Below are 20,709 nucleotides of genomic sequence, written 5' to 3' on the forward strand. Positions count from 1 at the left end.
TTGGCTGAAGCCGTGAATGGGGCGTATCGCACCCCGAAAGTCCCATGTTATTCCCCCATTTCCAAACAAAAAAGGCCGCGACGGAATAATTCTCCGTCGCGGCATTCTTATTGCGTTTAGAAGTAGATTTTTGCGGCCAGTTCAATGGAGCGAGCGGCATTGAGTGTTGACGTAATCTGGCCTGCCGAGGCCGAGTCGATATTCGTCACGGGCGTGGCAAAGGTAGTGTGGTTGAAGACGTTGAAGAACGATCCGCGGAACTCAAGAGAACGGGTGTCGCCAAAGGGGACTTTCTTCAGCACTGAGACGTCGAACTGCACCAGACCGTCGTTGCGCATGGTGTTGGTGCCGCCGTTGCCGTAGGTGTATTGCGCGGGGATGCTGAAGGCATCCGTGCCACCGGTGGGGCAGGAGGCGTTGTGCGAGTCGTAATACCAGCAGCCGGGCCTGCGTACCATCTGCGGACGTCCGGTGATGTTCGGACGTTGGCCGCCAAGGCCGGTGTTTGCCTGGTCGTTGCTAATGCTCAGGGTGAAGGGCAGGCCAGACTGCATGGTGCCTACGCCGGAAAGACTCCAGTTACCAATGAGGCCCTGCACCACGCCGCTTGCGCCCGAGGCAAACATTTTGCCTTTGCCGAAGGGCAATTCATACAGGCCGCTGGTTACGAAGTTGTGCTTGATGTCGTAGTTGCAGGGGCCGTAGTAACGGATGTTGCTGCTTTGCTCGCGCGTCTGGCCGTTGAAGGTGCCATCGGTCAGGCAGGCTCCGTAGGTGTAAGAAGCGAGGAAGGTGGCTCCATTGAATGCGCGCGCCTCAAACTTGGTTTGCAGTGAGTTGTAGTTGGCGTTGCCAGCGTACTTTGAGAGTCCGATGGTGCCCCACTGTGGGAAGGGACGACGCGTTTGGATGGTACCTGCGCCGGGGAACGGATCGTTGATCTGGAAGGGCTGCACGATGTGTTGCGTGCGGTTGCCAACGTACGCCACGTCCAGTGAGATTTTGCGGCCAAACTGATGCTGCACGGCCAGGTTGTATTCCTGCGCGTAGGTGTTCTTCACGCGGAGGTCCATGGTGGTGAGGCTGGGTTGCGAGCAGGAGAGCGCTACATATCCAAATGAGCAGACTGAGTTGCTGGTGTTGGCGGCGACGATGGGCTGACCGGAGTAGAAGTCGCCAAAGGTGAGGTTGGGGACGCGTACATTTGCTGAGTTTGGCGTGTTGTTGTTGTTCAGAGTTTGTGATGCGATGAAGGGGACAACGTTCTGCGTGTTGTTGATGGCGTTGTTATCCGGGAAGAGATAGAAGATGCCGTAGCCTGCGCGGATAACGGTGTTCTCTTCTGCCTTGTAAGCAAGGCCGATGCGTGGCCCCATATTGACGCGGGCTGCGGGGCGAATGGATGTGGGCAGGCCAAGGTCGTTGCTGCCTTGAATGCGGTCTGAGAACAGCGAGTAGAGATACGGTGTGCCGGGCTGCGCGTTCATCGAGAAGTCTGACGGGATGACCAGCTTGCCATTGGCAGGGTTCCAGCCTGAGGTTTGGCCCTTGATGCCGTTGTAGAAGGGGTTGATCTCGTAACGTAAGCCTGCGTTGATGGTGAGTTTCGAACTCGCCTTGTAATCGTCTTGGACGTACATTGTCTGGAAGTTGACGTAGTTGCCCCACGGCTGGCGGAAGTAGCTGCGCAGCCCGGATGCGGGATAGCCCAGCAGGAAGTCCGCGAAGTTATCGCCGGAGTAGGAGTTGCTGAAGGTGAACGTACCTACCGAATTTGAGCCGAAGAGATAAGTGTTGGTGTCGTGGAAGTTTTCGTAGCCGAAGCGGACCTCATGCTTACCGCTGGTGTACGTGGAGCGGATGACGTACTGCCACGAGCGAATCTTGTTCTGCTTGGGATAGTTGCCGCTTTGGCCCGTGAAACCAGCGTAGTTGGAGATGCTGAGCTGCGGCATGCCCTGATATTGATCGGGCGATAGACCTTCGAGGCCTTTGACGCCGGCTTGCTGATTGATGTTCTGCCCTTGCAGCGAGCTGGTGAAGAAGAAGACGCTGCGGTAGTACGAGAACTGCGCTTCGGTCAGCCACTTTGGCGAGAATATGTGTGTTTCTCGCAGCACCAGATTCTGGCCACGACTGCGAAGGGGAAAACCACCAAGCGCAGGGAATGGATTGGGATCTGTCTCATGGTTATCTGTGATGGAATAGCGACCCATCAAGCGGTCCTTGGAGAAGAGCGTCTGATCAACGCGAATGTCGCCCTGGTTCAGTTGCTGCTTCAAACGGTTTGTCAGCACAGCATGAGAAACAGTGCCACGAAGCTGGTTTGCATCCGGCATGTATTTCAGGAAGAACTGTGCCTGCGGCACGATGCGGTTTGAGGGGATCGTATTGTTCGCAAATGCCAGTCCGGTGAGCGGGTCTTTGAGCGTGATGCCGGTGCCTTGGTAGTTGCCGCCACGCATCGCGGCGCTGGGTACGATGTTGTCGAAATTCTGGCCCAGCGTATACAGCGTTGATTGCAGATCAAGGAAGAAGAAGGTGTGGTCCTTCACGATCGGTCCGCCAACGGCAATGCCGAACTGATTGCGATGCAATGGCTGATTGCGACGCGTGGAACCGGCAGGCGGAACATAGAAGTAGTTCTTCGCGTCGAAGGCGTTGTTGCGCAGGAACTCATACGCCGTGCCGTGGTACGCGTTGGTGCCGCTCTTCAACGTGGCGTTCACAATCGTGGGGCTGTGGCCGTAGTCAGCGGGCATGTTGCTGGATTCCACTTTGAATTCCTGCAACGCGTCCACGTTGGGCGAGATGAGCGTGCCGCCAAGCTGCGATTCCGTGATGTTTGATCCATCCAGATACCATCCGGTCCACGACGGCGAGAGGCCGTTCACATTCACGTTGACCGCACTGGCGCGGATGGATGTGCCGCCGGAAGCGATGTTCTGTCCACCCTGAATGAAGCTGACACCGGGCGTAAGCTGCGTGAGTTGCCAGAAGTTGCGGCCGTTCAACGGCACGTTCTGCACCGTCTGTGTATCAATGACTTGGCCCACGGCAGACGATGCTTCATTCAGCAGCGGTGTTTGCGTGGCGATCACGTCCACCTTGTCAGAGATCGCGCCCACGTGCAGTACGGGGTTGATGGTGGCTCGCTGAGCCACCTGCAGCTCTGTGTCGGCAATCTGTGCGGAGGTGAAACCATCGTGCGCAATGGTGATGGAGTAATGGCCGATTTGTAGATTGGGGACGTTGTATACGCCGCTGCCATCGGAAGTTGCGGTGCGCGTTTCACCTGTGCCCAGGTTGCGGATGGTTACGGTTGCGCCGGGAATAGCGGCGCCCGTATCGTCCTGCACGGTGCCGAGGATGGTGCCGGTATTGGACTGCGCGTGGGCCACGGCGACGCAGGCAAGTGCAAGCGATACAGAGAGGATGGCCTTTCGGGAAAAGTGCAGCGGCGTCATAGGAGTCTGCTCCGTCGGAGTGTTTTGATTTTGCCGATTTCCGGAAGCATGTATGGCGACTGCAGAGCGACGCGGGTCTGGCAGAATCGGAAGCGTTTCCGAAAATACGCACCGTCACCCTGTATTGTCAATAAACTCGTCACTCCTTGGGCACCTGTGGCACAATTTTGTCGGAAACGCTTCCGCTATGGATTGACAAGGGAATCCTGCAGCGCTGATGCTTGTCGGAAACGCTTCCAATTTCGGCGTCCACGAAAGACTGGTTTTCAGAAAACTATGAGCAGCTTGCAGACAAAACAACTGAATGGAAAAACCGCGTTGGTGACGGGTGCCAGCAGCGGCATTGGTGCCGCCTCGGCCTTGGCATTGGCCGCTGCCGGAGCGCACGTGCTGATCCACTACAACTCGCAGGCCGATGAGGCGCAGAAGGTGCTGGATCAGGTCCGCGCTGCCGGAGCAGACGGCGAAATCGTGCAGGCCGACCTGGGCACATGGGACGGCACGCAGGTTCTCTGCCGCTATGCGGAAGACCGGCAAATCGACATCCTGGTGAACAATGCCGGATCTCTCGTGCAGCGCACGCGTGTGCTGGAGTTCACGCATGAGCTGTGGGAGAAGGTGATGATGCTGAATCTCACCAGCGCCTTCTTCCTGTCGCAGGCGGTGTTGCGCGGCATGAGCGAACGCAAGAGCGGCGTCATCATCAACATGTCGTCCGTGGCTGCACGCTTTGGTGGTGGCTTGGGAGCGCTGGCTTACTCGTCCGCGAAGGCTGCAGTTTCGACGATGACGAAAGGGCTGACTAAGGAATTTGCGCCGCAGGGAGTGCGTGTGAACTGCATTTCGCCCGGCACGGTGGACACGGGCTATCACCGCTCGTTCTCTACGCAGGAAGGTCTGGACGGAGTGCGTGCTGCAACGCCGATTGGAAGGCTGGGAACGGCGGAGGAGATTGCCGATCTGGTGGTGTTCTTATCCAGCGATCAGGCGACGTTTATCCATGGCCAGGTGATTGAGATCAACGGCGGATTCTTCATGGCGTAGGTTGGGAATCAGGAAAAAGAAGGGCGCCCACAGGGCGCCCTTTTGCATGAAAGTAATCATTCGGAGTTTCAGACGGCGGGAGCGATGTCGCGTCGGCGTGCCACGCGCGGCAGTGTCCATACCAGCGTTGCTGCGATGATGGGCAGTGTTCCGAAGAGCATGAACACTGGCCGGAACGAGTAATGATCGACGAGCCAGCCAGTGCACAGGCTGAAGACCATGCCGCCGAAGCCGGAACCCATGCTGGCAAGTCCCCAGATGGAAGCGACAGCGTTCTTCGGATAAAGATCACGCGGAATGGCGAGTACGTTCGCCAGCGCGCCGCTGTAGCCGAAGGTAGCCGTGGAGATCAGAGCGATGCTCAATGCCGCACTGCTGACCATGGCCGCCGGAAACGCGCAGACCATGCATGCGGAGAAGAACAGAACGCTGATGCGGCGGGCTGTCTGATCGTTGACGCCGCGCTTCATGATCAGCGCGGTCAAGAAGCCTCCCGCGAGATTGCCGAGGCCCGCGGTCGCAAAGGGAATCCAGCCGATCTTTCCAATCTGCGCCAGCGTGTAGCCGTGGCCCATTTTCAGGTATTGCGGGAACCAGAAGGTGTAGAAGTACCAGACCGGATCAGCGAAGACCTTGCTCAGAGTGAACTGCCACACAAAGCGGTCCTGAATGAGCGAAAGAACGGAAGGCGCGGGAACGACCGGTTCTGCAGGATTAACAGGTGGTGTGCGATAGATCAGCAGCCACACGACCATCCAGATGAATCCAAGAACGCCAACGATGGCGAATGATGCTTTCCACCCGAAGCTGATGGCACACCACGCGAGCAGCGGTGGCGCGAGCATGGCTCCAATGGCCGCGCCGCTATTGAAGATTCCTGAAGCAAGAGAGCGCTCACGTGCAGGGAACCATTCGCCAATGACTTTTACGCCTGCGGGATAGTTGCCCGCCTCGCCCATGCCCAGCAGAAAGCGATAGATGCCGAGCGAGAATGCACCGGTGGTCAAGCTGGTGAGAATCTCTGCGGCAGACCAGAAAGCAATGGTCAATGAATAACCTTTGCGACTGCCGAGACGATCCAACAGCGGTCCGGAGATGCCGTTCATGATGGTGTACGCCAGCATGAACGCAAAGATGATCTGGCTGTACGTGCCTGCGGAGATGTGGAACTGATCGAGCAGGACCGGCGCCATGACAGAGAGTGTCTGTCGATCGAGATAGTTGATAACCGTAGCGAAAAACGTCATCGCCAGCATGGCCCAGCGCATGCGGCTGAGCGTGAATGTGGCGTTTGTTTCCGCAGACGGATTCGTTATAGCTGAGGTGCTCATGCGAGTCCCTGCTTTGCAAGGTGCGTGCGCACGGCTTGCAAATCCTTCTTCATCGTTGCAAGCACTTGTTCGCGAGGAAGCGTGAGTGTGGTCTTGCCGTTTTCTGCGCCGCCCAGCGGATATTCAAAGTGCAGTTGCAGCGGACCGTTGAAGTTCTGCGTCTTCACGATGCCGAGGAACTGATCGAAGTGCACCATGCCTTCGTTGATGGGGCACCAGTGCGGTACGAACACGCCGGTAGCGCCGAGACTCTTGTCATAAGGATCGGCGTGCGTGTTGCTCTTTTCATTGCGCGCCCACAGGAAGTCCTTCAGCGCGATGCCGCGCATCCAGTCTGCGGAGAGCTTGCTGGTGCAGATCCATCCGCCGTAACCGCCTTCCACGGTGGCGTGGCCAATGTCGTAGTTGAAGCCAAACCATTTCGGATCGATTCCGCGGAACATCTCCCATAGGTCCCAGATGGTTGCGCCAATGGCTTCCGGGCCGGAGTGTGTGTGATACATCGCAGCAACGCCGTTCTTCTGGCTAAGGTCTGCAAGTGCTCGTACGCCGGGGCGCATTGCATCCAGCTGCGCCACGATGGGCTTGTTCGTTTCATACTTCAGGCCGCCCCAGCGATAGTGATGAATACCTTCACCAGCAGCGGCTTCCAGAATCTTCTTCGCCATCGGCATGGTGGCGGGCGTGATCTCCGTGCTGACCATGGAGACTTCCAATCCGGCTTTGCGTACGGCGGCAACGGCTTTCGGCAGATCAGTGGTGACGTTCTCCGGTAGCACGTGGCCTTCCGCGCGCACCGTCATGTCGATAGCGTCAAAGCCCATATCCTTGGCGGCAATCGCAGCTTCTCCAATGGGCATGAACTGCAGATGCTTGGAGAAGATGGATACCTTCAACGGGCCGGCCGGTGGCGCAGGTGTGATGTTGCGTGTGGATTCCGCACGCATCGTTGTTGATCCAAAAGCCTGTGCTGCGCCCGCCATGGCCGCGCCCAGCAGAAGCGATCGGCGTGACATTCCCCATTCTGTTTCGTTCTGCATGTGCGTTACCTCTTTGCGGTCGATGTTGTGGTTGAGGGCAGTGCAAAGGTCAGCAGCGTTGACCCTGCCGTGACGGAGACGTATTGCTTGCCGTCAACGGCGTAGGTCATCGGCGGGCCTTTCATGCCCACGTTGGTGTCGTAATGCCAAAGAATCTTTCCGGTCTTCTCATCGGCGGCACAGAATGCGCCGTTGGGATCGGCGTAGAAGACAAGTCCTCCTGCGGTAGCGATCACGCCGGACCATGTCTTCAGAACAAGCGCGCCGGGCTGTGCAATCTCCCATTTGGTTTCGGCAGTTTCAATGTCGATCGCGCGTACGAAGCGCTGCTGCAACCCCTGTGCTGCAGGCGTGCCGGGCGCAGCCTTGGGATCGCCACAAGCCTCAATCGTCATCATGTAATACCAATGCGTGGTGGGGCTGAATGCGGTGGATGTCCAGTTGGCGCCGTTGTCCGGGCAATTGCGCTGCTTGGTTGGCATGGTGGAGGGCAGCGACTTGTTGAGGATGGGGCGGCCATTCGCGTCGATGCCGGTTGCCCAGTTGATGCGCTTCAGGAATGGCTTCGCTTCCAACAGTTTGCCGTTGGTGCGATCGAAGACGTAGAAGAATCCGTTGCGATCCGCGTGCAGCAACAGTTTGCGTGGCTGACCCTGGAATGTTGTGTTGACGAGGACGGGTGGTTCCACGGCATCACGATCCGCAAGATCATGAGGCGTGAACTGGAAGTACCACTTCACTTTGCCGTCGTGCGGATTCATCGCGAGGATGCTGTTGGTGTACAGGTTGTCGCCGGGGCGCGTGCGGTCGTCGGAGTCAGGCCACGGATTGCCGGTGGGCCAGAACAGCGTGTCGGTTTCGGGATCGTAGGAGCCGTGCAGCCAGGTGGATCCGCCGCCCAGCTTGGGCCACTCCGGTCCCCATGATTCCAGTCCGGGTTCGCCGGGGCCTGGCAGAGTCCAGTGTCGCCACAGTTTCTTGCCCGTCTCTGCGTCGTAGCAGATGATGAAGCCGCGAATGCCCCAGTCACCGCCGGAGACGCCGCCGATGACGGTGTCGTTCAGAATCATGGGCGCTACGGTGGAACCGTACTTCATCTTCTCTTCCGGCATGGTCTGTTCCCACACAGGCTTGCCGGTGACGCGGTTCAGGGCGATAAGATGCGCGTTGTCTGTGGTGATGTACACCTTGTCGCGGAACACGGCAGCACCGCGATTCGTGCCCACGGATGCATCGCCCACAAGGCCCGATGTGGGCGGGCGGAACCATGTCCAGATGGTGCGACCCGTTTTTGCATCCAGCGCACTCACGCGGTTTTGGCCGGAGAAGTACATGATGTCGCCCACGACGATGGGCGTGGCTTCAAGGCCTAGCTGCGGCATGGGTGCAATCCACTTCAGCATGAGCTGGCTGACGTTGCTGCGATCGATGCTCGTGAGATCGCTGTAGCGATTGGCGTTGAGCTTGCCGTTGTACGAAGGCCATTCGCCCTTGCGCGGATGCAGGATTTCGTTGAACTCAATGATGCTGGCACCGGGTGTGATGACCGCGTTCTTCTCCGGCATGGGGCCATCCACGCCGGTCAGGCTGCCGAGGTATGCTGTGAGATCGTCCATCTGCTTTTCGGGCAGTGTGAGCGGCTTCATCGCGGCATGGTCGTCGACAGTTAGTTTTGTTACCTGCGAGAGCGGCAGCAGATGGATCGTGCCGCCATCTTTGTCCTGCAGATGAATGTCGTAGTTGGTGCGATTGCGCAAATAACCGTGCAGCGTCTTGCCGCCGATAATTGCGGTGGCCAGTTCGTAACCGGGCGTGATGTGCAAATCCGGCGCGGTGAGCGCAGCGCGGATCGACGGTACGCTCATATGCGATCCAACGTCGGAAAGGTCGGGTCCTGTTGCGGAACCCACACCGCGCACCATGTGGCACGTGCTGCACTTGCCGTCGTTCCAGAAAAACTGCTTGCCCGCATCTGCGTTGCCGACGGCGGCGCTTTCCGCTGCGGTTACGTTCAGCGAACGGACGTACGCGGCAAGGTCATCAATGTCTGCGGATGGCATGCTGCCGAAAGGAGGCATGCCCTGGGCGGGAAATCCCGCCGCAATGATGCTGTGAATGCGGGCAATGTCTTTGCCGCGAAGGTCGGGATTGTCGGCCAGCTTTGGCGCGTGCTCTGTTCCGCTGCCGTCTGTCCCATGGCAGCCAACACAGAAATTGTTGTACTTGGCTTTGCCGGATGTGGCGGAGGGCGTTTGTGCGGGCAGCGCTACGGCCGCGGCGCACAGCAGAACAGCAGCCAGAGTGCGGGTTGCGGAATGGACGAAGCTGGTTTGTGTTCGATTCATGTTCTGCGGTCATCCAGCCTCGAACCGCCCCTGAAAGGGCCGGCCCGCGTCCGTATTCTCCTGTAGAGGTTTCGCGCTGGTTCGTTGCGTCGGAAACGCTTCCGAGGAATCTTCAGCCAAGCATCTCGCGGCTGTCAACCTCCGTATTGCGACATCGGATACCCTCGCGCTTCGCGGCGCAGCGGTGATAGCTTTGTAAGCGCTTCCGAAAATACAGAATGCAGACGGGAATAAGGAGCTGGAATGGCGGAGTCGCTTCAGGGAAAAGTGGTGCTGGTGGTGGGAGCTTCCAGCGGTATTGGGCGGGCCACCGCGGAACTTGCCGCACGCGAGGGCGCAGTGGTGGTGGCCGTGGCACGGCGTGAAGACAGGCTGATTGCCATGAAGCAGCAGCTTGCTTCAGATGGGGTCACACTGCACACGCGCAAAGCCGATGTCACGCAGTTGGAAGAGATGCAGGCGATGGTTGAGGACGTTGAGAAGACCGTCGGGAGCATTGCGATTGCGGTGTATGCAAGCGGCACCAATACGCCGGAGCGTGCCATGAAAGTGATGCCGCCTGCGGTGTGGAATGAAGTTTTAGACGTCAACCTGACCGGCGCATTCCACTTGGCGCACGTCGTGCTGCCGGGCATGCGTAACGCGGGTGCTGGCCATATCGTGTTCGTCTCGTCGACCGCCGGAGCCATTGCCGATCTTTCTGGAGCGGCGTATCAGGCGTCGAAGCGCGGTGTTCTGGGGCTGGCTCATGCTATCCGGCTTGAGGAGCGCATGAACGGCATTCGCACGTGCTGCATCATGCCGGGGCTGACGAATACAGAGCTGGTGGAGAAGCGGCCAGAAAAGCTGTCTGCGGACACACTGGAAAAAGCATTGCAGCCGAGGGATGTGGCGGAGACGATTGTCCACGTGATGAAGACGCCTGCTCATGTCACCATCACGGAATTGTTGATGGTTCCATCGCAGGCGTAGTCGATCTGAGTAAGTAGATGAAAAGCCCTGGATTATCCGGGGCTTTTAGCTTTTACTTGGTGAGTTTTGCAACCGATGAACGTTCCACCAGCTCTACATCCACTACGCGATGGATGGGGGCCTTCGAGCCACTGCTGAGTAGCTGCTGCACAATCTCAACCGCTGCGCGGCCGACTTCATACTTCGGCTGGCGAACTGTGGTGAGCGGCGGGAAGGTCATGGCGGACAGCTCCACATCGTCAAAGCCGATGAGTGAGATATCGCGTGGGATACGTACGCCTGCTTCGATCGCGGCACGCATTACGCCAAATGCCATGGCATCGTTGCCGGTGGCAATGGCGGTTTCGCCGTTGAGATTGCGGAAGATTTCAATCGCCGCTTCGTAGCCACCCTGCATGGTGTTGAGGGTGTGGATGGTGTTCACACGCGCGCCACGCTGCGCTTCCATAGCCTTCACAAATGCGGTGGAGCGGCGTGACAGGTTGGCATGTTTCTTAGGGCCGGTGAGGTTGATTACCTTGCGATGGCCGTTGCGCAGAAGGCATTCTGCAGCTAGTCGTCCGCCCTTGTCGTTATCCGCGTTCACGGTCGAGAACGTGGTGTCGCGCCCAGGACGATTCAGCAACACAATCGGCACGCCCGCTGCGGCAATCTTCTGCTGATCTTCGCGCGAAAGCGTTGCGACGGAGTTCATGATGATGGCCTCCGCACGCTTATCCAGCAGCGAGTTCACAGACTTCATCTGGCGCTCTGCGTTCAGGTCGCTGTTGCACAGCATTACATCGCGGCCGGATTCCAGCGCGGCATCTTCCACACCACGCGCCACTTCCGCGAAGTAGGAATTACGGATATCGCTGACGATGAGGCCCACCATGTCTGACCGACCCGTTACCAGTCCGCGCGCAAAGCGGTTGGGCTTGTAGTGCAGTTGTTCCGCAATGCGCTGCACGCGCGCCTTGGTTTCCGGGTGCACGCCGTAGGCATCGTTCAGGGAGCGCGATGCGGTTGCAATGGTGACGCCTGCGGCCTCTGCCACCGCCTGCAGTGTCACGCCGCCTGTTCCCGGATTTCCGTTCTTCACCATCAATCACGTGTGCCGGATGAAATTACCTTCGCAAACCGGCGGCTTCCTGTCTTTAGTTTTTGAGTCGGCGCAAATTTTCCGTAGGCGCCACGGACAAACAATACCCGAAGAACGCTTTTTCGGAAAGGTTTCCGAAAAAGCATAACTTAAGAATGTGTCCACTTTGTAACTTTGTCAGACGGGGAAATCGCCGCTGCGTTCTACCTGGCAATCCGTTCCCCGCGAAGTTTTCTCATCGTGTCTAAATAAAACGACAGGTTGTGCACGGAGCCCAGCGTTGCAGCCAACGGTTCGCCCGTGTGGAACAGGTGGCGGAGATAGGCTCGCGAATAACGACGGCAAACCGGGCAATGGCACTCAGGGTCTGCGGGGCCGTGATCTTCACTGAATTTCTTCCCACGAATGTTCAAGCGCCCTTCGCTTGTGAACAGCAGGGCATGGCGCGCGGCGCGTGTGGGCAGCACGCAATCCATCTGGTCCACGCCCATCTGAGCGTATTCCACAATCTCGTCGGGATAGCCCACGCCCATCACATAACGCGGCTTGTCCTTGGGTAGCAGTTCCAGCGTATGAGCAATGATCTCGCGGGTGATTTCACGCGGTTCGCCTACAGCAAGACCGCCAATAGCGTAGCCATCGAAACCTTCGCCGTTGGGCGCGCGCATCTCCAGCAGGCGATTCGCGCTTTCCGTGCGCAGGTCTTTGTACATGCCACCCTGCACAATTCCGTAGAGGTTTTGCCGCTGGCCCAGTTCGTTGAACCATGGAACGTTCTGGCAATGCGAATGAAAGTGATCCAGCGAGCGTTGCGCCCATGCATGCGTTAGCGCCATGCTGTCGCGGGTGCGTTCGTATGTGGCGGGGTGTTCTGTGCACTCATCGAAGGCCATGATGATGTCCGCGCCCAGCGCAATCTGCACATCAATGGAGTGTTCCGGTGAGAAGAAATGTTTGGAACCATCCAGGTGCGAGCGGAACTCCACACCTTCGGAGGTGATCTTGCGTAACGCGGCGAGCGAAAAGACCTGGAATCCGCCGCTGTCTGTCAGCATGGGGCGATTCCAGCTCATGAACTTGTGCACACCGCCCGCGTTGCGAATCAGCTCGTGGCCTGGGCGCAGATACAGGTGATAGGTGTTTGCCAGAATGATTTCGGCACCGCGGCCATCGTCGCCCAGGGTTTCCAGAGTGTCCTGTGGCACTGCTTTTACTGACGCTGCTGTGCCCACAGGCATGAAGACAGGGGTTTCCACGCTGCCGTGGGGAAGGTGCAGCGTGGCGCGGCGCATGGAGTTTTCCGTGCGATGGATTTCAAAACGAAGAGACATCTGCATTTGATTGTAAAAAACGATGGGCGGCACCGCGCAGATAGCAGTGCCGCCCACCTCAATCTCTGCGTTAGCTCGGAGGGTTAAGCGCAGAGAAACCTGTTGTTTTTAGCGTGCGCCGCCGGAGACCTTAACGATCTGGCCGGTTACCCAGCGTGCATCGTCTGTGGCGAAGAAGGTGGTGGCTGAGGCGATATCATTCGGCTGGCCCACACGGCCAAGCGGCGTCTCTTCCACTGCCTTGGCTTCAAACGGGCTGCCGATGAAGCCCTTGCTGACGGCGCCTTCGGTCACGACCATACCCGGGCTGACGCTGTTCACGCGGATATTCTTCGGTCCCAGTTCCTTCGAGAGCGACAGCGTGATGGTGTCTACTGCGCCCTTGGTTGCGCTGTAGACAGACAGCGCGGCAGGTGCCAGCGTGGCCACAACCGAGCTGATGTTGACGATCGATCCGCCTTCGGCCGGAAAGTGCGGCACGGCGGCCTGCGTGGTGAGCAGAAGGCCGAGCACGTTCAGATCAAAATGGCTGCGATAGTGTTCTACGGTGATGGCTTCCAGGGGAGCGGGATCAAAGATACCGGCGTTGTTCACCAGCACATCGATCTTGCCGTACGCCTTTACCGTTTCATCGATCAGCTTGCCGATCTCTTCCGGCTTGGCAACGTTCGCACCTACTGCGATTGCCTTGCCGCCAGCCTTGGTGATGCGTTCCACCACGGCGTCCGCGCCAGCCTTCGACGAAGCGTAGTTCACGACGACCGAGGCACCATTTGCTGCCAAATCTTCTGCGATAGCCGCGCCAATTCCCTTGGATGCGCCGGTTACCAATGCAACTTTTCCGCTGAGCTTACCCATGATCCTTAGATCCTCCCGAAGCGTCTCGCTTCGACATTTCAATGACTATCGAAATGATTGCGCTGGACAGGGAAAGGATTCAGGAAACATTTTGATGCCTGTGAAAATGTAATAAACAGGCGTTCCAGATCAGGCGAGTTCTTTCAGATAGGAAAGGTAGTTTTTCCAGACCTTGCGCCGCACTTCTGCGCGGACGAACTTGCCATCGCGATGTGTCTCAATCAACCCAGCGGATTCCAGTTGGCGCATGTGATGCGATAGCGTTGCCGGATTCATCTCCAGGCATCCGCGCAGATCCATGCAAGTGGAATTTTCCTTGTTTGCAATGCGGCGAAAGACGGAGAGACGTGTGGGGTCAGCAAGCGCGCGCGTAATGGCGATCATGCTGCGTTCTTCGGTGTTGTGCTGTGTTTCTTCCCGTTCTGTCTTGTCTTTCTTTGCCATGGGGGAACCGCCTGCAATTCACGCAGTATACGCGGGCGTGTCCAGTTCCTGCAGAAGCTGACCGACTGTGCGGTGCAGCACGGGGTGCCTCATTTCCGGCGCAATCGCCGCAAGTGGTTCCAGCACAAAGCGTCGGCGATGCATCTCTGGGTGAGGCAGTGTCAGCTCTGGCGTCTCCATAACGGTGTCGGCATACAGCAGTAAATCCAGGTCCAGTGTGCGTGGGCCTTTTTCGATGCCATGTGAGCGGTCGCGGCCATGTTCGCGTTCGATTTGTAGCAGCTTTTGCAGCACGAGCTCAGGTGGCAGTTCTGTTTCGATGAGTGTTGCGCCGTTCACGAACTCGGGCTGATCGGTGTATCCCGCAGGTTCTGTCTCAATCCACGGCGAGACAGCGATTACGCGGCCAACAGAGGCCAGCGAATGAACGGCGTCCGCGAGAGTGGCCTTGCGGTCACCCAGGTTCGATCCCAATGCGATGGCGGCGAGAGGCACGGCGAATCAGGCGTGGACCGGCGTGGCGAACGCGGCGTTCAGGGACGATTCCATGGCGGGCTCTTCGTCAAATTCCGGAGCCAGCTCCCATGCAGAGCGATCTTTCAGTAGCTTGCTGACCAGCGCAGTGTGCATGGCATGGCCTGCGCGCTCAGCCACCACACGACCCTGAATGCGTCGTCCTGCAAGGGCAAGATCGCCAATCAGATCCAGTACTTTGTGGCGAACAAACTCGTCGGGGAAACGCAGGGGGCCGTTTTGCACTTTTTTATCGCCAATGATGATGGCACAGGTGTCGTCCGCGCCGCGGATCAGGCCCATGTTGCGCAACATGGGTTCGTCCTCGCGGAAGCCGAAGGTGCGGGCGGGTGCGATCAGGTCTGCGTAGGCGCCGGTTTGCAGATCGCCGAGAAAACGCGATGAGCCGATGGGTGCAGGGAAGTCGATGGAGTAATCGATCTGGTAGCCCTTGCCGGGATACACGCCGATGAACTTCAGGCCATCCTGGCTCTTTTCAGTGACTTCGACCGGCTTCAGGATGCGGAGATATTCACGGCGGCGGCGCTGCTGTTGGATGCCCACACGCTCGAACGCCTCGACATAGGGCAGGGATGAGCCATCCAGGATAGGTACTTCCAGGTTGTCGATTTCCACGATGACGTTATCAACACCGCAGCCGATAAAAGCGCTCAGCAGATGCTCGGTGGTCGAGATCAGGACGCCTTGCCGCATCAGCGATGTTGCGTAGGACACCTTGGCCACATTGCGGCCGTTGGCGGGAATTTCAAAGTTGTCGAGATCGGTGCGGCGGAAGACGATGCCGGAACCAGGGGCGGCGGGTACAAGTCGCATGGTGACGGGTGCGCCAGAATGCAAACCTACGCCGCTGAAGCTGACTGGCTCCTGCAACGTGCATTCCCTGTGTGGCGATTGACCCAAATCCAACGCTCCTGATCCAACTTGGAGAATGCAGCGTGGGGCGCGCTGCAAAACCCGGCGAAGGACAGCGTACACCTATTTGGGAAAACGCAAGTGTGTCTGATTGGACACAGTTTTCGATTACATGCCAGGACCAGACGTAGAATCGGGCCATGTCTTCCGATCCGCACCTGCAAAGCGTCCTGACTGAAACCAGCGACCGATGGCTTGCCCGTTTGCGCGAGCTGGTCGAGTGCGAGTCGCCCACGGAAGACGCAGCGGCGGTGAACCGCGCGATGGATATGGCGATTGCCTGGGCGGAGGAGCTTGGCGGGCGTGTGGTGCGCCATCCGCAGACCGGCTATGGAGATGTCGTTGAGCTTTGGTTTGGGGAGCATGCCGCTGGCTGTAAGCCATTGATGTTATTGGGGCATCTGGACACAGTCTGGCCGAGGGTAACGCTTGCGGGCATGCCGTGGCGTCAGGAAGCCGACGCGCAGGGACGGATGCGACTGTGGGGACCGGGCGTTCTGGATATGAAGGCCGGAGTCATTATGGCGCTGGCTGCGATGGAGGCGGTCCAGCAAAACGGAGGCCTTTCGCGACCTGTTGTGCTGCTGCTGAACCCGGATGAGGAGACCGGATCAGAGGTTTCGCGGCCTCATACGGAGCGGATTGCGCATGATTGTGAGGCGGTTTTCGTGCTGGAACCGGCGCAGGGATTGCCGGGTACCGCGGACGATGCCGCCTACAAAACGGCGCGAAAGGGCGTCGGGCAATATCGGCTGGATGTGACCGGCTTGGCCTCGCATTCCGGGGTGGATTTCACGCGCGGACGTTCGGCGGTGCTGGAGCTGGCCCGCCTGCTGTTGAAGGTGGAGCAGTTCACGGACCTGGAGACGGGGCTGACAGTGAATCCTGGCGTGATTGGCGGCGGAACGCGGTCAAACGTGATTGCCGCGCATGCCTGGGCTGAGGTGGATGTTCGCATTGCGCGGGCAGCGGATGCGGAACGTGTTGATCGGTTTTTTCACGGGCTTACCGTCGATGATCCTGCCTGCTCGTTGCAGGTGAGTGGAGGCATCAATCGTCCGCCGATGGAGCGTGGCGAGGGAACGGTGCGTTTGTTCGAGCAGGCTCGTTCGCTGGCCGCGTCATTGGGTATGGAGTTGAAGGAAGCAGCCACAGGCGGTGGATCGGACGGCAATTTCACAGCGGGCATTGGCGTGCCAACGCTGGATGGAATGGGGGCCGTGGGAGAAGGCGCACATGCGGCGCATGAGTCCCTGTTGCTGGATCATTTGCTGCCGCGCACGGTGTTGTTGGCGGCCATGATCGCTTCCAGTGAATAGGTAGCCCCGGTGCCGCTAGGTGCCCGGCCTTCAGACCCAATGGCTTGCCGGGATACAATGAACGACGGGACTTTGAAAGCCTTCCGCACGCATATTCCCAACAGTTCAAGGTAAGACATTAGGAGTTTTCACCATGGCGATTCCTGCCACCCAGATGCGCCCCGGCATGGTCATCAAGCACAACGAGAAGCTGCACTCGGTTTTCTCGGTTGAGCACCGCACCCCCGGCAACCTCCGCGCCTTCATCCAGGCAAAGCTGCGCAACCTGGAATCCGGCGCCATGTTTGAGCACCGCTTCCGCTCTGGCGACGCGATTGATCGCGTCATTGTCGACGATGTTGCGATGGAGTTTCTCTATCAGGACGGCGAAGAGTACGTCTTCATGAACATGGCGGACTTCGAACAGACCTCGCTGGGCCGCGACATCCTGGGCGATGCCGTGGACTACATGCTGCCGAACATTAAGGTGGACATCAGCTTCATCGACGGCAAGCCGGTGGGTGTGGAACTGCCCAACGTGGTTGAGATGACCGTTGTGGAGACGGAGCCGGGCATTAAGTCCGCAACTGCTTCGTCCGTGACCAAGCCTGCCAAGACGGAGACTGGCCTGATTGTTCAGGTGCCGCCGTTCATCAACGAAGGCGAGAAGATCCGCATCGATACGGCTGAAGGCGCATACATGAGCCGCGCGTAAGCACGGCAGAAGAGAGATACGAGAGGGCTGCGCACATCGCGCAGCCTTTTCGCTTTCTGGAGGTCAGTTCCTGTGTGGTCATTGTCTCGTGTGTCTTCACTTGCAGCCTGTTTTCTTGTCGCAACGTCAGGCATTGCCCAGCAGCAGACACCTCCCGGCGGCAATCCTCTTCCCTGGGCCGCTGTTTCGATCCACCCGGCTGATCCTTCGGTTACGAACATCCATTGGGGTGATCAGCCGAACGGTATCTCCTTCCAAGGCGTCGGTCTGAAGATGCTTATCTCGCAGGCTTATAACTTCAACGTGGCTACATTTCGTGACGACGAAATTGAAGGCTTGCCTGCATGGGCAACCTCAACTCGTTACGATGTTCTTGCGCGAGTGGATCCAGACGATCAAAAGGCGTTCCAAAAGCTCTCAAATCTGTCGATACAGGAAGTTGTTGCCGCCTATGCTGCTCGTCAAACGACTGGCGAGATGTTGATGGAGCAAGCTTTGCTGGCAGACCGGTTCCATCTTAAGGCGCATTGGGAGCAGCGAGAACGAAGCGTGTATGTGCTGACAGTCGCGAAGAGTGGCGTACGGATGTCGCCTGCGGCGGATCCAAAACATGGCAGCGTGAGTTTTGACCCCGGAAAGCTCGCAGCCGAAGGAATCCCTGTGTCATTCATCGCAAGTGTGCTTGCTTCCCATGTGCAGCGAACCGTGATCGACAAGACCGGCTTGAAAGGCCAGTATGACTTCGATCTACACTTCGCCTCAGAGAGTATGACTGCCGCAAGCAGCACAAGCGGTGAGCCTGACTTCTTCACCGCAGTGCAGGAGCAGCTTGGCCTGAAATTGCAGAGCAGTAAAGCGCAGGTTCCGGTATTGGTAATTGACCATGTCGAGCCACCCACACCAAACTGAGCAGTGTTCAGGAGTGCTTGAGCATGATGATTCCCCCTCTGTATCGAATAGTTGGTAATGCTGTGTTCACTACGATGACACTTGGTTGCATCAGCATCACGCTGGCTGCCCAAACGCAACAGACGTCGCCGCCGGGTGGCGCACCCTTGCAGTGGATGGCCGTGTCCATTCACCAGATGGACCCGGCGCATGAGAACAATGCTTCGGCAAGCGATCAGGCGAACGGCCTCTCGGAGAAGGGCGCGCCGTTGGCGTCGTTGATTTCGCAGGCCTATAACTTCGGCATCATGCCCATGCGTGACGATGAGGTGGAAGGTCTGCCAGGTTGGGCCAAGTCCGCGCGATATGACGTTGAGGCGCGCGTTGCTCCTGAGGACGTGCCTGCATACAAGAAGCTTTCTGACCTGTCGACGGCAGATACGATCACTGCATTCAAGACGCGCACCTACACCGGACAGATGCTGATGGAGCAGCAACTGCTCATCGAACGCTTCCACTTGAAGATGCATTGGACCACTGGCGAACGCAACGTGTACATGCTGACCGAAGCCAAGGGCGGCGCAAAGGTGAAGACGACCGAGTCTGATCCGAATCATGGGACGCTCTCATTCTCCTCGGGCAAGATCAATGGCAAGGCGGTACCGATTGTGTTCTTCGCGTCCATTTTGGAGATGCCGGCAGACAGAAAGATCGTGGACAAGACAGGACTGACTGGCTCGTATGACATGGACCTGCACTTCTCATCGTCCAATCTTGGAGCGACCAGCAACACGGACAGCAACGATCCAGACCTCTTCACGGCGCTGCAGGAGCAGCTTGGGTTGAAGCTGCAGCCCGCGAAGATGACAATCCCGATCCTCGTCGTCGATCACATCGACCCGCCTTCAGACAACTAGCGACAAAGAAACGGAAAGGGCACGGAAGCGTCCGTGCCCTTTCCGTTCGCTGCTTGTTGCTCTTACTTCTTCAATGCGGTAACAAGATCGGCGAAGGCTACCTTGTTTTGTTCGCCGCCAGCAAAGTGCTTCACGGTTGCGGTCTTTGCGGCTACTTCGTCTTCACCCAGGATGATGATGGTGCGGGCAATGCGGTCTGCATTCTCGAAGCTCTTCTTCAGACGGAAGTTGCCGTCGCCCACTTCCGCTTCCAATCCGGCAGCGCGTAGCGAACGTGCCAGTGCCAGTGCGGCAGGATTCTGCGCAGTGGAGAGAGGTGCAATGTACGCGTCGATCTTTGCTGCTGCTGGTTCGCCTTCAGCCACTGCACGCGACTCTTCCAGTGCCTGCAGCGTCAGGATCAAGCGGTCTTCACCAATCGCAAAGCCGATGCCGGGAGCCTTGGGGCCGCCAAGCATTTCGCTCAGGCCGTCATAACGACCTCCGCCCAGCAGCGCGTTCTGCGTGCCGAGACCCAGATCGACGGTGAACTCAAACGTGGTGCGCGTGTAGTAATCCAGTCCGCGCACGAGGCGTGGATTGACCTCATAGGGAACGCCGCAGGCATCCAACGCAGCCTTTACCTGTACAAAGTGTTCCGTGGAAGCTTCGTCGAGGTAGTCGGCAATCTTCGGCAGCGCGTTGATGATCTCCTGGTCGGCCTCGTCCTTGCTGTCCAGCACGCGCAACGGATTCGTCTCCGCGCGGCGTTGATTGTCCGGGCACATCTTGTCCTTCACCGGAGCCAGAGCTTCACGCAGCGCTGCGATGTAGCGCGGACGATCTGTCGCAGAGCCGACGGAGTTCAGGTGCAACTTCCATCCCTTGTATTCATTCGCTGCCGAGGCGCGCGGAATGCCGAGTTCATCCAGCAGCGTGGCCAGCATCTCCAGCACTTCCGCATCGCGCAACGCAGATTCGCTGCCAGACGTTGCGGGGCCAATGACTTCGGCACCGATCTGAAAGAACTGACGATAGCGTCCCTTTTGCGGACGCTCGCGACGGAACATGGGGCCAATGTAATAAAGCTTTTGCAGCTGACCGGTGTCGCCGAGCTTGTGTTCAATGTAGGCGCGGACCACGCCTGCGGTGTTTTCCGGGCGTAGCGTTAACGACTGCGCCTTCTCGCTGGCAGCACGTGCGCGGTCTTCCCACGTGTACATCTCTTTGCTGACGATGTCGGTTTCTTCACCCACGCCGCGTGCAAACAGTTCCGTTGCTTCCAATACGGGCGTGCGTATTTCACCAAAGTTGTAGCGGGCAAAGACGGCGCGAACGGTGCTTTCCACGCGGTTCCACAATGCAGTTTCAGGGGGAAGCAGATCGCGTGTGCCGCGGATTGCTTTCACGATAGAAGCCATAGTCATTAGTTTATCGGAGCTTACACTGCGCGATTTTTGCAGCCGACATGAACTGTTTTCTTAAGCTGTGCGTGTGTTTGTGTCGATGAAGAAGACAGAGAGAAGAAACTAGCAGTATCAAAATCTGCTCAT

At 58.1% G+C, this 20,709-nt stretch carries 17 protein-coding genes; 6 read left to right on the top strand and 11 right to left on the bottom strand.

Annotation, left to right across the window (positions count from 1 at the left end):
* Positions 1 to 116 precede the first annotated feature (116 nt).
* The gene (locus M504_RS12020; protein ID WP_047491640.1) at positions 117 to 3,467 is read right to left on the bottom strand and encodes a carboxypeptidase regulatory-like domain-containing protein; all 3,351 of its coding nucleotides are present in this window, start codon (positions 3,465 to 3,467) and stop codon (positions 117 to 119) included.
* A gap of 276 nt (positions 3,468 to 3,743) precedes the next feature.
* On the opposite strand from M504_RS12020, the gene M504_RS12025 reads away from it, so the two are divergent.
* On the top strand, positions 3,744 to 4,511 hold the full coding sequence (locus tag M504_RS12025; protein ID WP_047491643.1) for an SDR family NAD(P)-dependent oxidoreductase: 768 nt from the start codon (positions 3,744 to 3,746) through the stop codon (positions 4,509 to 4,511).
* 68 nt (positions 4,512 to 4,579) lie between these two features.
* Here M504_RS12025 and M504_RS12030 read toward each other — a convergent pair whose 3' ends face one another.
* From M504_RS12030 to M504_RS12040, 3 genes are read right to left on the bottom strand one after another with little or no spacing between them, the layout of a single operon-like run.
* A complete protein-coding gene (locus M504_RS12030) occupies positions 4,580 to 5,842 on the bottom strand; it encodes an MFS transporter (RefSeq protein ID WP_047491646.1) in 1,263 nt (420 codons plus the stop codon).
* Positions 5,839 to 6,882 (bottom strand): sugar phosphate isomerase/epimerase, encoded by a 1,044-nt coding sequence (locus tag M504_RS12035; protein WP_047491649.1) that lies wholly within the window; start codon positions 6,880 to 6,882, stop codon positions 5,839 to 5,841. Before M504_RS12035 ends, M504_RS12030 begins: the two co-directional genes overlap by 4 nt.
* 5 nt (positions 6,883 to 6,887) lie before the next feature.
* Positions 6,888 to 9,227, bottom strand: coding sequence for a PQQ-binding-like beta-propeller repeat protein (locus M504_RS12040; RefSeq protein WP_052200664.1), 2,340 nt, complete (start codon positions 9,225 to 9,227; stop codon positions 6,888 to 6,890).
* A 243-nt stretch (positions 9,228 to 9,470) separates the two neighbouring features.
* Between M504_RS12040 and M504_RS12045 the strand changes: the two genes are divergently transcribed.
* Complete coding sequence (locus tag M504_RS12045) at positions 9,471 to 10,199, top strand: SDR family oxidoreductase (protein WP_047491653.1); 729 nt, start codon at positions 9,471 to 9,473, stop codon at positions 10,197 to 10,199.
* 52 nt (positions 10,200 to 10,251) lie between these two features.
* Here the strand turns inward: M504_RS12045 and M504_RS12050 are convergent, their stop codons facing one another.
* From M504_RS12050 to lpxC, 6 genes are all read right to left on the bottom strand, one after another.
* The gene (locus tag M504_RS12050; protein ID WP_047491656.1) at positions 10,252 to 11,283 is read right to left on the bottom strand and encodes a LacI family DNA-binding transcriptional regulator; all 1,032 of its coding nucleotides are present in this window, start codon (positions 11,281 to 11,283) and stop codon (positions 10,252 to 10,254) included.
* A gap of 200 nt (positions 11,284 to 11,483) precedes the next feature.
* Positions 11,484 to 12,611 (bottom strand): tRNA guanosine(34) transglycosylase Tgt, encoded by a 1,128-nt coding sequence (gene tgt, locus M504_RS12055; RefSeq protein ID WP_047494673.1) that lies wholly within the window; start codon positions 12,609 to 12,611, stop codon positions 11,484 to 11,486.
* 108 nt (positions 12,612 to 12,719) lie between these two features.
* Positions 12,720 to 13,469, bottom strand: a complete 750-nt coding sequence (locus M504_RS12060; protein ID WP_047491658.1) for an SDR family NAD(P)-dependent oxidoreductase — start codon at positions 13,467 to 13,469, stop codon at positions 12,720 to 12,722.
* A 129-nt stretch (positions 13,470 to 13,598) separates the two neighbouring features.
* The gene (locus M504_RS12065; RefSeq protein WP_052200665.1) at positions 13,599 to 13,913 is read right to left on the bottom strand and encodes a helix-turn-helix transcriptional regulator; all 315 of its coding nucleotides are present in this window, start codon (positions 13,911 to 13,913) and stop codon (positions 13,599 to 13,601) included.
* A gap of 18 nt (positions 13,914 to 13,931) precedes the next feature.
* Positions 13,932 to 14,408 carry a 2-amino-4-hydroxy-6-hydroxymethyldihydropteridine diphosphokinase gene (gene folK, locus M504_RS12070; protein ID WP_047491661.1) on the bottom strand — a complete coding sequence of 159 codons (477 nt, stop codon included), beginning with the start codon at positions 14,406 to 14,408 and terminating at the stop codon, positions 13,932 to 13,934.
* A gap of 6 nt (positions 14,409 to 14,414) precedes the next feature.
* The gene (lpxC, locus tag M504_RS12075; RefSeq protein ID WP_369792900.1) at positions 14,415 to 15,317 is read right to left on the bottom strand and encodes a UDP-3-O-acyl-N-acetylglucosamine deacetylase; all 903 of its coding nucleotides are present in this window, start codon (positions 15,315 to 15,317) and stop codon (positions 14,415 to 14,417) included.
* Between the two features lie 182 nt (positions 15,318 to 15,499).
* Between lpxC and M504_RS12080 the strand changes: the two genes are divergently transcribed.
* From M504_RS12080 to M504_RS21320, 4 genes are all read left to right on the top strand, one after another.
* A complete protein-coding gene (locus M504_RS12080; RefSeq protein ID WP_047491673.1) occupies positions 15,500 to 16,678 on the top strand; it encodes a M20 family metallopeptidase in 1,179 nt (392 codons plus the stop codon).
* 133 nt (positions 16,679 to 16,811) lie between these two features.
* On the top strand, positions 16,812 to 17,372 hold the full coding sequence (efp, locus tag M504_RS12085) for an elongation factor P (protein ID WP_047491677.1): 561 nt from the start codon (positions 16,812 to 16,814) through the stop codon (positions 17,370 to 17,372).
* A gap of 72 nt (positions 17,373 to 17,444) precedes the next feature.
* The gene (locus tag M504_RS12090) at positions 17,445 to 18,281 is read left to right on the top strand and encodes a TIGR03435 family protein (RefSeq protein WP_198137582.1); all 837 of its coding nucleotides are present in this window, start codon (positions 17,445 to 17,447) and stop codon (positions 18,279 to 18,281) included.
* Positions 18,282 to 18,304: 23 nt separating this feature from the next.
* Positions 18,305 to 19,177, top strand: a complete 873-nt coding sequence (locus M504_RS21320; RefSeq protein ID WP_052200666.1) for a TIGR03435 family protein — start codon at positions 18,305 to 18,307, stop codon at positions 19,175 to 19,177.
* A gap of 62 nt (positions 19,178 to 19,239) precedes the next feature.
* Here M504_RS21320 and hisS read toward each other — a convergent pair whose 3' ends face one another.
* The gene (gene hisS, locus M504_RS12100) at positions 19,240 to 20,577 is read right to left on the bottom strand and encodes a histidine--tRNA ligase (RefSeq protein WP_047494681.1); all 1,338 of its coding nucleotides are present in this window, start codon (positions 20,575 to 20,577) and stop codon (positions 19,240 to 19,242) included.
* Positions 20,578 to 20,709: the final 132 nt, after the last annotated feature.

It is taken from the genome of Terriglobus sp. TAA 43 (genome assembly GCF_000800015.1).
Lineage (GTDB): Bacteria > Acidobacteriota > Terriglobia > Terriglobales > Acidobacteriaceae > Terriglobus.

What these genes read in the sequence shown, in the direction of transcription:
- M504_RS12020 (WP_047491640.1), bottom strand. Translation starts at nt 3,467, where the DNA reads ATGACGCCGCTGCACTTTTCCCGAAAGGCCATCCTCTCTGTATCGCTT.
- M504_RS12025 (WP_047491643.1), top strand. Translation starts at nt 3,744, where the DNA reads ATGAGCAGCTTGCAGACAAAACAACTGAATGGAAAAACCGCGTTGGTG.
- M504_RS12030 (WP_047491646.1), bottom strand. Translation starts at nt 5,842, where the DNA reads ATGAGCACCTCAGCTATAACGAATCCGTCTGCGGAAACAAACGCCACA.
- M504_RS12035 (WP_047491649.1), bottom strand. Translation starts at nt 6,882, where the DNA reads ATGCAGAACGAAACAGAATGGGGAATGTCACGCCGATCGCTTCTGCTG.
- M504_RS12040 (WP_052200664.1), bottom strand. Translation starts at nt 9,227, where the DNA reads ATGAATCGAACACAAACCAGCTTCGTCCATTCCGCAACCCGCACTCTG.
- M504_RS12045 (WP_047491653.1), top strand. Translation starts at nt 9,471, where the DNA reads ATGGCGGAGTCGCTTCAGGGAAAAGTGGTGCTGGTGGTGGGAGCTTCC.
- M504_RS12050 (WP_047491656.1), bottom strand. Translation starts at nt 11,283, where the DNA reads ATGGTGAAGAACGGAAATCCGGGAACAGGCGGCGTGACACTGCAGGCG.
- tgt (WP_047494673.1), bottom strand. Translation starts at nt 12,611, where the DNA reads ATGTCTCTTCGTTTTGAAATCCATCGCACGGAAAACTCCATGCGCCGC.
- M504_RS12060 (WP_047491658.1), bottom strand. Translation starts at nt 13,469, where the DNA reads ATGGGTAAGCTCAGCGGAAAAGTTGCATTGGTAACCGGCGCATCCAAG.
- M504_RS12065 (WP_052200665.1), bottom strand. Translation starts at nt 13,913, where the DNA reads ATGGCAAAGAAAGACAAGACAGAACGGGAAGAAACACAGCACAACACC.
- M504_RS12080 (WP_047491673.1), top strand. Translation starts at nt 15,500, where the DNA reads ATGTCTTCCGATCCGCACCTGCAAAGCGTCCTGACTGAAACCAGCGAC.
- efp (WP_047491677.1), top strand. Translation starts at nt 16,812, where the DNA reads ATGGCGATTCCTGCCACCCAGATGCGCCCCGGCATGGTCATCAAGCAC.
- M504_RS21320 (WP_052200666.1), top strand. Translation starts at nt 18,305, where the DNA reads ATGATGATTCCCCCTCTGTATCGAATAGTTGGTAATGCTGTGTTCACT.
- hisS (WP_047494681.1), bottom strand. Translation starts at nt 20,577, where the DNA reads ATGGCTTCTATCGTGAAAGCAATCCGCGGCACACGCGATCTGCTTCCC.